Here is an 11,407-nt window from a genome sequence, read left to right as displayed (position 1 = left end):
GAATCTAGAGTTTTCTGACTTTAGGGTCAACAAATATTTGACTCTTTGGTCAGGTGATTGTCATGCGATTCAGTTATGAGCACGAAAAGCCTTGCAGCTCGGCTAAACGCTAGCCGTTTTTATGCCAAGCAAGGCGCTGCAGAAACAAAAGTGCAGGACATAAAAAACGCCAAGGGCGTGTGCCCTTGGCGTTTTCTTGTTGCGGTAACTGCGTTTAGGAATGGGTCAGCTGCGAATCAGTCAGTTGATACTCTTCGCCGGCGTAGTAGGCACGTACCCGTGGGTCCATCACCGCGCGCCACAGCGGCGGAAACAGCGCCAGGACAATCATCCCGGCATAGCCGTTAGGTAGCTGCGGACTGTCCTCGAAATGGCGCAGCACCTGGTAGCGGCGTTTGGCATAGGCGTGGTGGTCGGAATGGCGCTGCAGATGGAAGAGAAACAGGTTGGTCAGCAGGAAGTTGCTGTTCCATGAGTGCGTCGGATTGGTGCGCTCATAACGGCCATTCTCCAGCTTGCGGCGGTGCAGACCGTAATGCTCCACGTAGTTGACGATTTCCAGCAAGGTGAAGGCGACCACCGACTGCGCGATAAAGAACAGCGCGCCGAGCCAGCCGAAGGCCAGGCTGAAACCGAGGAGAAACAGCGCGCTGACCGCGTACCAGCCAATCAGCTCATTGCGCCAGTGCAGGACAGGCAGACTCTTGCGTTTCAGCCGCTCTGCTTCAAGCTTCCAGGCATTGAGGAAATTGTGCACATAGGCGTGCGGCAGGAAGGCATACAGGCTCTGGCCGTAACGCGAGGAGCTGGCATCTTCCGGGGTCGATACATGCACATGGTGACCGCGCACATGCTCGATCTTGAAGCCGCCGTAGCACACGGCGGCCAGCAGCAAACCGCCGGCGTTCTGCTCCAGCTGCGGGTCCTTATGGATAAACTCATGGGCCACGGTGATGCCGATGGCGCCAGTCACCGTGCCGACGGACAGCACCCAGCCGAGTTGGCCAACCCAGCTCCAGGCCTCATGGTTGACGAATACCCATCCAGCCCAGCCGAGCATGCCGAGCAAAGCCGGCACGGTGATCAGGCTAAGCAGGCGGTAGTAACCTTGCTGCTCCATTTGCGGTACTTGCACGGCCTCGTCGGGGTTGGCCGGATCACGGCCGATGATGAAATCCAGCAGCGGGATAACGCCGAACACCACCAGCACCACCAGCCAGGGCCAGGCGTTGGCGTATTGGCTGTTTAATGACCAGTAATAGCTCAATGGGATGCCCAATACAGGGATCAACCAGAACCAGTAGCCGATGCTTTTAATCACAAGCATCCAGTTGGAGGGCAGGCGTTCGAACATGGTGGCTCCGTACTTGTTATTGTTGGAATGGGGTGATGGTTGGATTGTAGGACAATCCATGTTGCTGCCCATCCCCTTGCAGCCCACCTTTTGGTTTGAAAGCAGGGCGCTGGTGGCCTTGGCCCGGTAACACCCTGTGTTACACTCGCGCCGGTGCTCGACCGCTCAGGCCAAGCCTGGCGCGGGTTTAGCCGCTTTAAGCCTCTCCAATAGGTCAGATAGAGCCTAAGGATCATCATGACGTTCAAGGCACCGGATAGCCTCGCTGAGCAGATCGCCCATCACCTTGCCGAACGCATCATTCGTGGTGAGTTGAAGGCGCGTGAGCGGATTCAGGAACAGAAAGTTACCCAGGCGCTGAATGTCAGCCGGGGGTCGGTGCGTGAAGCGCTGCTGATTCTGGAACGCCGGCACTTGATCGTGATTCCACCGCGCCGTGGCGCGCAGGTGGCTGAACTGACGCCGCATAACGTCAAGAGCCTTTATGCCCTTGTCATGGAGCTGTACATCCTGCTGGGCAAGGCGGTTGCGGATAGCTGGCAGGTCGAGGCGGATCTCGGGCCGTTCCTGTTGATTCAGCAACGTCTGCAGGACAGCCTGCAGCGCGAAGATATCAACGTTTTTGTCGAAAGCAGCTTTGACATCATGCGTGCTGCCTTCCCGTTCTCCAATAATCCCTACCTGCAGGAAACCGTGGAGAACCTGCTACCGGCCATCAGCCGCACCTATCACCTGGCGCTGGAGCGGCGCAAAGGTGAAATGGGCCAGTTCCTCAATACCTTTGCCGCCTTGCTGCAGGCAATTATCGCCCGTGACCACCAGGCCATCCGTGAGGTATTGCTGGGTTACGGCGAGCACAATTGTCAGCTGGTGCTGGCCGCACTGGCCGACGCTTAAGGAAGGCTGTTTATGCGGCTCAAGTGCATCAAACTGGCCGGTTTCAAGTCATTTGTTGACCCAACCACTGTGACCTTCCCCAGTAATATGGCGGCAGTGGTCGGGCCTAACGGCTGCGGTAAGTCGAACATCATCGATGCCGTGCGCTGGGTGATGGGCGAAAGCTCGGCGAAGAACCTGCGTGGCGAGTCGATGACCGACGTCATCTTCAACGGCTCCAATACCCGCAAGCCGGTGACCCAGGCATCGATCGAGCTGATCTTCGACAACTCCGACGGCACCCTGACCGGCGAATACGCCGGCTACAACGAAATCTCGATCCGCCGCCGGGTCACCCGCGACAGCCAGAACACCTATTTCCTCAACGGCACCAAATGCCGTCGCCGCGACATTACCGATATCTTCCTCGGCACCGGTCTGGGCCCGCGCAGCTACTCGATCATCGAGCAGGGCATGATCAGCAAGCTGATCGAAGCCAAGCCGGAAGACCTGCGTAACTTTATCGAGGAAGCTGCCGGCATCTCCAAGTACAAGGAGCGCCGCCGCGAAACCGAGAACCGCATCCGTCGCACCCATGAAAACCTCGCGCGTCTGACCGATCTGCGGGAAGAGCTGGAGCGTCAGCTCGACCGCCTGCACCGCCAGGCCCAGTCGGCGGAGAAGTATCAGGAATACAAGGCCGAGGAGCGTCAGCTCAAAGCCCAGCTCACCGCCCTGCGTTGGCAGGCGCTGAATGAGCAGGTGGGTAGCCGCGAGGCGGTGATCAGCAACCAGGAAGTCAGCTTCGAAGCCCTGGTCGCCGAGCAGCGCAACGCCGATGCGAGCATCGAACGCCTGCGCGATGGCCACCATGAGCTGAGCGAGCGTTTCAACCTGGTGCAGGGCCGTTTCTACTCGGTGGGCGGCGATATCGCGCGTATTGAGCAGAGCATCCAGCACGGCCAGCAGCGTTTGCGCCAGTTGCAGGATGATCTTAACGAAGCCGAGCGCGCGCGCCTGGAAACCGAATCGCATCTGGGGCACGACCGCACGCTACTGGCAACTCTGGGCGAAGAGCTGGCCATGCTCGAGCCTGAGCAGGAGCTGACTGCAGCGGCGGCCGAAGAGTCCGCCGCCGGCTTGGAAGAATCCGAAACGGCTATGCATGGCTGGCAGGAACAGTGGGACAGCTTCAACCAGCGCAGCGCCGAACCTCGGCGTCAGGCCGAGGTGCAACAATCCCGAATCGCCCAGCTGGAGCAGAGCCTGGAGCGTTTGGCCGAGCGCCAGCGGCGTCTCACCGATGAGCTGCAGCAACTGGCGGCCGACCCGGAAGATGCCGCGATTATCGAACTGAGCGAGCAGATTGCCGCCGGTGAAATCAGCCTGGAAGACCTGCAGCTGGAAGAAGAGCAGCAGGCCGAGCGTCTGCAGCAGCTGCGCAATGATTTGCAGCACAGCGGTCAGGCCCAGCAGAAGGCACAAGGTGAATTGCAACGCCTGAATGGTCGCCTGGCCTCGCTGGAGGCGCTGCAGCAAGCGGCGCTTGATCCCGGCAAAGGTGCTGGCGACTGGCTACGCGAGCAGCAACTGAGCGAACGCCCACGTCTGGCTGAAGGCCTTCGGGTTGAAGCCGGCTGGGAACTGGCGGTGGAAACCGTGCTCGGCGCCGATCTGCAGGCCGTGTTGCTGGATGATTTCCAAGGGCTGGATTTTGCCGGCCTGACTCAAGGCGATCTGCGCCTGGCCAGCCCGAGCAAGGGCGGCGCGCGGGTGGCGGGTAGTTTGCTGGATAAGGTCGAAGCCAACGTCGATCTGGCGCCTTGGCTGGTCAAGGTCAAACCGGTGCAGAGTCTGGATGAAGCACTGGCCGTACGCTTGAGCCTGGCCGAAGGCGAAAGTCTGATCAGCCGTGATGGTTACTGGGTCGGTCGACATTTCCTACGTGTGCGCCGCGCCAGTGAAGCGGAAAGCGGTGTGCTGGCCCGTGGTCAGGAGATCGAACGGCTAACGCTGGAACGCGATGAGCGTGAAGCTGCATTGGCCGTGCTGGATGAGCGCTTGACCCATCTGCGCGAAAACCAGCGTGCTCAGGAAGAACAGCGCGAGCAGCAGCGGCGCTTAGCGCAGGACCTGGCCCGTCGTCTCGGCGAGCTGAAGGCTCAGCTGTCTGCCGGCCAGGCCAAGGTCGAACAGCTGATTTTGCGCCGTACTCGTCTGGACAGTGAGTTGCTGGAGCTGGGCGAACAGCGTGAAATCGAACATGAGCAACTGGGTGAGTCGCGCTTGCAGCTGCAAGATGCCCTGGATGCCATGGCCAATGACAATGAGCAGCGCGAAGGTCTGTTGGCCCGCCGCGACAGCCTGCGTGAACGCCTCGACCGCGTGCGCCAGGAAGCTCGTCAGCACAAGGATCATGCCCACCAGCTAGCCGTGCGCCTGGGTTCGCTGAAAGCCCAGCATGATTCCACCCGCCAGGCCCTGGAACGCCTGGAGTTGCAGGCCGAGCGTCTGCACGAGAAGCGCGAGCAGCTCAACCTCAATCTGGAGGAGGGCGAAGCGCCGCTGGAAGAGCTGCGCATGAAGCTCGAAGAGCAGCTCGACAAGCGTATGGCCGTGGAAGACGAGCTCAAGCTGGCGCGTCTGGCCCTGGAAGATGCCGACCGCGAGTTGCGTGATGCGGAGAAGCGCCGCACTCAGGCCGAGCAGCAATCGCAATTGTTGCGCGGCCAATTGGAACAGCAACGTATGGATTGGCAATCGCTGACCGTGCGGCGTAAGGCGTTGCAGGATCAGTTGCTGGAAGACAACTACGACCTGCATGGCGTGCTGGCGACCTTGCCCGCAGAGGCCAGCGAGAAAGCTTGGGAAGAAGAGTTGGAACGCCTGGCCGCGCGTATTCAGCGCTTGGGGCCGATCAACCTGGCGGCGATCGATGAATACCAGCAGCAATCCGAGCGTAAACGTTACCTGGACGCGCAGAACGCCGACCTGGTGGAAGCGCTGGATACTTTGGAAAACGTTATTCGCAAGATCGACAAGGAAACCCGCAATCGCTTCAAGGAAACCTTCGATCAGATTAACGGTGGCCTACAAGCGCTATTCCCGAAAGTCTTCGGTGGCGGCAACGCTTATCTGGAACTGACCGGTGAAGATTTGCTGGATACCGGCGTAACCATCATGGCGCGTCCGCCGGGCAAGAAAAACAGCACCATTCATTTGCTTTCTGGTGGGGAAAAGGCGCTGACGGCCTTGGCCTTGGTGTTTGCCATCTTCAAGCTCAATCCGGCGCCGTTCTGCATGCTCGATGAAGTAGATGCACCGCTGGACGATGCCAACGTCGGGCGCTACGCACGGCTGGTAAAAGAGATGTCTGAAACGGTGCAATTTATCTATATCACCCACAATAAAATCGCCATGGAAATGGCTGATCAGTTGATGGGCGTAACCATGCACGAGCCCGGTTGTTCGCGATTGGTGGCCGTGGATGTGGAGGAAGCGCTGGCCTTGGTTGAATCATGATGGCCAGGGCGGTGTAAAGTTATCTTTCGTCGTGCTAGCTTAATGCGCATTGTTATTAGACGTGGCGTTATAACTCAGGGAAAGGCCTGGCATAACATAGGCTTGGCGTCGCGGAAAAGAATTAGCAAAATGGCCCAGGAAGGCCTTTTTCATCACATTTTTATTAGGGGTTAAGGTATTTCATGGAATTCGGTCTGCGCGAGTGGCTGATTGTCATCGGCATTATTGTGATTGCCGGCATCCTGTTTGATGGCTGGCGGCGGATGCGCGGTGGTAAGGGCAAACTCAAGTTCAAACTTGACCGCAGTTTTGCCAATCTGCCTGATGATGACAGCGATCCCGATCTGCTTAGCCCGCCGCGTGTAATTGACCGCAGCCATGAGCCGGCTTTTGATGAAGAAGACCTGCCATCGCTAAGCGCCCGTGAACTGAATCGTCGTCGCAGCGGAGAGCCGCAACAGGGCGACCTGAATTTGGGCCAGGATGAACCCGTACCGACATTGCTCAACCCAGTTGATGATGAGGTGGTAGGCAAACCTGCAAGCCCGGTCAAAGAAAGCACCAAGGAATTGCCGCCGGTTGAAGAAGTACTGGTGATCAACGTGATCGCCCGTGGCGATGAAGGCTTTATGGGGCCGGCGTTGCTGCAGAACATTCTGGAAAGTGGCCTGCGCTTTGGCGAAATGGACATCTTCCATCGCCACGAAAGCATGGCCGGTAATGGTGAAGTGTTGTTCTCCATGGCCAATGCACTAAAACCTGGCACCTTTGACCTGGATGATATCGAGGGCTTCAGCACCCGTGCTGTGAGCTTCTTCCTCGGTCTGCCTGGCCCGCGTCATCCCAAACAGGCTTTCGATGTAATGGTTGCCGCAGCGCGCAAACTGGCCCATGAACTCAATGGCGAGTTGAAAGATGACCAGCGCAGCGTGATGACCGCGCAAACTATCGAACACTACCGCCAGCGCATCGTCGAATATGAACGCAAGCAACTGACCAATAAGCGCTGATTTAATCGATGAAATACCAAGAGCAGCCAAGGCTGCTCTTTTCGTTTGAGAGCACACCGCAATGACCGATGCCTCGATTGCTGCCCAGCGCATAGTGCAACTGCGCGACGAACTGGATGGGCATAACTATCGCTATCACGTACTCGATGAGCCGAGTATTCCCGACGCCGAATATGATCGCCTGTTCGATGAGCTCAAAGCACTTGAGGTCGAACACCCAGAGCTGGTCACGGCCGACTCACCGACCCAGCGCGTCGGTAGCCTGGCGCTTTCGGCCTTCGGTGAGGTTAAGCACGAAGTGCCAATGCTCAGCTTGGGCAACGCCTTTGAAGAGGCCGATTTGCTCGACTTTGATCGCCGGGTGCGTGAAGGGCTGGATTTGCCTGCAGGCGATCTGTTTGGTGGCGGCGCCGAGGTTGAATACAGCTGTGAGCCTAAGCTTGATGGCCTGGCGGTCAGCCTGTTGTACCGCGATGGCCTGCTGGTGCGTGGCGCTACGCGTGGCGATGGCAGCACGGGCGAGGACATTAGCGTTAACGTGCGCACCATTCGTAATGTGCCATTAAAGCTGCAGGGCGAGGGCTGGCCGGCTGTGCTGGAAGTGCGTGGCGAAGTCTTTATGTCCAAGGCCGGTTTCGAGGCGCTGAATGCACGGCAGCTGGAGCAGGGTGGTAAGACATTCGCCAATCCGCGTAATGCGGCAGCCGGCAGCCTGCGCCAGCTGGATTCTAAAATTACCGCCAGCCGTCCGCTGGAATTCTGCTGCTACGGCATTGGTCAGGTGCAAGGCGAGCTGCCACAAACGCATATCGGCATTCTTGAGGCCCTCAAGCAATGGGGCATGCCGATCAGTCGCGAGCTGAAGTTGGCCAGAGGCGCCGATGAGTGTCTGGCTTACTACCGCAGTATTGGAGAGCGTCGCGAGTCGCTGGCGTATGAGATCGACGGTGTGGTGTTCAAGGTCAATAGCTTGGCCTATCAGCGCGAACTGGGCTTCCGCGCCCGCGAGCCGCGCTGGGCGATTGCTCACAAATTCCCGGCGATGGAAGAGCTGACCGAGTTGCTGGATGTGGAATTTCAGGTTGGCCGTACCGGTGCGGTTACTCCGGTGGCGCGCCTGAAACCGGTCAAAGTGGCTGGAGTTACGGTGTCTAATGCCACTCTGCACAATATGGATGAGGTGGCGCGCCTGGGGGTGATGATCGGGGATACGGTAATCATCCGCCGAGCCGGTGATGTGATTCCGCAGGTGGTGCAGGTGGTGCCTGAGCGGCGTCCACTGGATGCCAGGCCTGTGCAGATTCCTGAAAGCTGCCCGGTGTGCGGCTCCCATGTTGAGCGCACCCAGCTGGTCAAGCGCAGCAAGGGCAAGGAAACCTTTAGCGAAGGTTCGGTGTACCGCTGTGTCGGTCGTTTGGCATGTGCTGCGCAGCTTAAGCAGGCAATCATCCACTTCGTTTCGCGCCGCGCCATGGATATCGAAGGCTTAGGCGATAAAACCATCGAGCAGCTGGTCGATGAGCAGTTGATCGCCTCGCCGGCCGATCTGTACACGCTGAGCTATGAACAGATCATCAACCTGGAAGGCTTTGCCGAGGTCTCCTGCAACAAGCTGCTGCAGGCCATCGCCGACAGTAAACAACCGACCCTGGCGCGGTTTATCTATGCCCTAGGCATACCCGATGTAGGCGAGGAAACCGCTAAGGTGTTGGCTCGATCGCTGGCATCTCTGGAACGCGTGCAGCAGGCTTTGCCGGAAGTGCTGACTTATCTGCCGGATATCGGTCTGGAAGTGGCCCATGAGATCCACAGTTTCTTTGCCGACAGCCATAACCAGCAGGTTATCGCGGCCTTGTTGGCCAGTGATCAGTGCGGGCTGCAACTGCAGGAGCAAGGCGAGCTGAGTGCCGAGTTCAGTGCCAGCGCTACCCTGGCCGGAATGCTCGACAAGCTAAATATCCCGTCCGTAGGCCCCGGTGGCGCGCAGAAGCTAGCGGATAAATTTGTCAGCCTGGATGCAGTATTGGCGGCTGACTGGCTGGATATGCGGCAGACCTTGCCCGAGAAGCAAGCGAAGGCGGTGCGCGAGTTTTTCGAGGTTGCTGCCAATGCAGAGCGCGCGCGCGCCATCGAAGCGCAGCTAAAAGTCTTTGGCATGCACTGGCACTGCGAGAAAAAAGTGATCGAAGGCTTGCCGCTGGCTGGTCAGACGTGGGTGCTGACCGGCACGCTGGAAGTGATGAGCCGCGATGTGGCCAAGGAAAAGCTGGAAAGTCTGGGCGCCAAGGTAGCAGGGTCGGTTTCGGCAAAAACCAGTTGTGTGGTGGCTGGGCCTGGTGCTGGTTCGAAGCTGGCAAAGGCCAGTGAGCTGGGTGTTCGGGTGATTGACGAGGCGCAGTTCTTGTCAGCCTTGGCAGGCTACGGCCTCTAGAGGTGCGAGTTTTCTGTACTGCCCCCAAACAGGGTTTGGGGGCAGTCGGGCAACTTAGTTACCGGTTACGTTCACGCAGGTTTCGCCGAAGAACGGGTAGAAGCCTTTGGTGTGGTAATCAGCGGTAGCGATGGTGCCGATGTTGCCATTGGCCTTGGCGGCAGCAATGGAAGCGTCGCCTTTGTTGATCAGACCAATGATGGTGGTGGCGCAAGCAGTACCGGTTTTGTTACCGGAAGCGGTGGTGGCGGTGATCGGACCTTTAACGTCGGTGATCAGGCCAACGCTGACTGGCGACAGGCCAGAAGCGCAACCGCTGAGCAGGGTAACCAGGCCGGCAGCCAGAGCAATTTTCTTCAACATGTTGTGATTCCTTTTCGCTTATCCATAAGAAGCTTTACCCATCCAGGTAAAGTGCACGGGCACCCTAAAGCAGTGCACGGGCAATAACAAGTTCGCCTGCTTGTTTTCAAACCGGTTTCAAATTTATGAAATCTTTCGGTGGATTTTTTGCAAGCCGCTGTTCTTGCGTGCAGCTCACTTGATTTGGCAGTCCAATGGAGAACGGCGAGGAGCTGGGAGGTGCCTGGCGCCTCGATCGGGCGCCAGGCGGCGAATCAATCGCCGCGGTATTCACAGCCGCTGGTGCAGGTTTCATGAATACGGATACGCGACAGCTCAGGTAACAGCGGCTTGAGTTGCTGCCAGATCCATTTGGCCAGCACTTCACTGGTGGGGTTTTCCAGGCCAGGAATATCGTTCAGGTAGTTGTGGTCGAGTTGTTCGTAGAGCGGCTTGAAGATCGCCTTGATCTCGGAGAAGTCGCGAATCCAACCGGTGTAGGGGTCAACCTCACCTTCGATATACACCGCGACCTTGAAGGAGTGGCCGTGCAGACGCCCGCATTTGTGCCCTTCGGGGACGTGAGGCAGGCGGTGCGCGGCCTCGAACATAAACTCTTTGAACAATTCCACGGTCTTTCTCTCAGGTGGTACGCGGCTAACAGCGCGTTTAGCAAGGCGCGAATATTACCAGCTCAGCGGCTGTTAACCGAGTAGCACAGAGAATTGGATACAGTTTTATGGTTGATTCCGCTCCAACCTGTAGATGCTGACAGCCTCGTAGACCGCCTTGCGCAGGCGATTGATGCCGCCAATCGGACGATGTTCGGGCAGTGCATGCCAGGGGTTGAAGGAGAGGTTGTCACAGAACAGGTTCTGCTCGCGGCTATCAAAGTCCTGCGCCGGCACCTTGATGGTGGCGACGGTTTCGAACGGTGAAATGGCTTCGCTCCACTCAACACTGGGGTCTTCGATAGGCATGTAGTACTCGGCGTTCTGTCGCTGCACTTGCAGGGCAAAACAGGCGGGTACGCGGTCCAGCGACAGCTGCTGGTACAGCGCATTGCGCAGGAAATTTGGCAGATCCTGATTCTGTTCAGGTAACTGGTACTCCGGGCAGGCCTCTGGTTGAGGAATAACTCGGTACTTGATGTTGTGCTCACCCAGTTTGAATGGCGCGATGGAGTTGTAGGTGGTCGCCACGGGTGTTTCCGGGGCAGGGGACAGTGTTTTAAGGGCAATGATCAGGTGGCGGATTTCCCAGGTGTTGGGGTTCCAGCTGGGGAAGAATGCCATGACCTTTTTACCGTCGGCCTGGGCAGCGAAATTGCTTTTGTACTCGGCCACATCGCGCACGAAAAAAGCTGGGTGATTGAACATCACAAAGTCCTGCTCGCTGGCATGCTGCGGGCTTTGTGTCAGCTTTTCACCAGGGACATCCAGTAGCTTGATTGCCATGCCGCGGGCATCGCGGGCGCGGTCAAATTGCGGGTAGGCATTGCCGTTGGACAGGCGCATCCAGGCTTGCCAGGTCTTGCCTGGTTCGCTGAGTACGCCGCGTTGCAGGCTGCTATCGATATTGGCGCTGACGGTGACTTCGGCCTTCATGCAGCCATGGGCCTTGGCGTGGGCATCGCGCAGCACGCGGGTATTGTCGCGGTGCTGTTCGACCACGCGGATGGCATCTTCAATGATGCCTTGGGTGAGCGCGGCTTCATCGGGCGGGATCTGCTCTTCAGTAGATACAGGGCCGGAGAACTTCCAGCCGTAATAGGCGGCTCCAATGGCCCAGCCGCCGATGCCGATAGCCAATACGAGCACCAGTAATTTGCCCAGTATGCGGCCGAGCCAGAGCCAGAATCGTTTAAACATG

8 protein-coding genes are annotated in these 11,407 nt (G+C 58.2%); 4 read left to right on the top strand and 4 right to left on the bottom strand.

The genetic code is table 11. The features are described from left to right. Positions 1 to 214 precede the first annotated feature (214 nt). Positions 215 to 1,354, bottom strand: coding sequence for an alkane 1-monooxygenase (locus tag HCI85_RS10480; RefSeq protein ID WP_167144662.1), 1,140 nt, complete (start codon positions 1,352 to 1,354; stop codon positions 215 to 217). 237 nt (positions 1,355 to 1,591) lie between these two features. On the opposite strand from HCI85_RS10480, the gene HCI85_RS10475 reads away from it, so the two are divergent. From HCI85_RS10475 to ligA, 4 genes are all read left to right on the top strand, one after another. After that, entirely contained in the window at positions 1,592 to 2,251 is a 660-nt protein-coding gene (locus HCI85_RS10475) for a GntR family transcriptional regulator (protein WP_167144661.1), read from the top strand. 12 nt (positions 2,252 to 2,263) lie between these two features. Then, positions 2,264 to 5,752: a chromosome segregation protein SMC gene (gene smc / locus HCI85_RS10470; protein ID WP_167144660.1), complete on the top strand. Its 3,489-nt coding sequence runs from the start codon at positions 2,264 to 2,266 to the stop codon at positions 5,750 to 5,752. Positions 5,753 to 5,934: 182 nt separating this feature from the next. Next, a complete protein-coding gene (gene zipA, locus HCI85_RS10465; protein WP_167144659.1) occupies positions 5,935 to 6,762 on the top strand; it encodes a cell division protein ZipA in 828 nt (275 codons plus the stop codon). 61 nt (positions 6,763 to 6,823) lie between these two features. Beyond that, positions 6,824 to 9,193, top strand: a complete 2,370-nt coding sequence (gene ligA, locus HCI85_RS10460) for an NAD-dependent DNA ligase LigA (protein WP_167144658.1) — start codon at positions 6,824 to 6,826, stop codon at positions 9,191 to 9,193. A 54-nt stretch (positions 9,194 to 9,247) separates the two neighbouring features. On the opposite strand, the gene HCI85_RS10455 is transcribed toward ligA, so the two are convergent. The 3 genes from HCI85_RS10455 to HCI85_RS10445 form a co-directional block, all read right to left on the bottom strand. Beyond that, a complete protein-coding gene (locus HCI85_RS10455) occupies positions 9,248 to 9,556 on the bottom strand; it encodes a TRL-like family protein (RefSeq protein WP_090253600.1) in 309 nt (102 codons plus the stop codon). Between the two features lie 254 nt (positions 9,557 to 9,810). Further along, the gene (gene queD / locus HCI85_RS10450) at positions 9,811 to 10,167 is read right to left on the bottom strand and encodes a 6-carboxytetrahydropterin synthase QueD (RefSeq protein WP_090241991.1); all 357 of its coding nucleotides are present in this window, start codon (positions 10,165 to 10,167) and stop codon (positions 9,811 to 9,813) included. Between the two features lie 105 nt (positions 10,168 to 10,272). Continuing rightward, the gene (locus HCI85_RS10445) at positions 10,273 to 11,406 is read right to left on the bottom strand and encodes a catalase family protein (RefSeq protein ID WP_167144657.1); all 1,134 of its coding nucleotides are present in this window, start codon (positions 11,404 to 11,406) and stop codon (positions 10,273 to 10,275) included. Position 11,407: the final 1 nt, after the last annotated feature.

It is taken from the genome of Pseudomonas sp. OTU750018 (assembly GCF_011636575.1).
GTDB classification, from domain to species: Bacteria; Pseudomonadota; Gammaproteobacteria; order Pseudomonadales; family Pseudomonadaceae; genus Aquipseudomonas; species Aquipseudomonas peli.
This window is presented reverse-complemented; position numbering and strand designations above follow the sequence as displayed.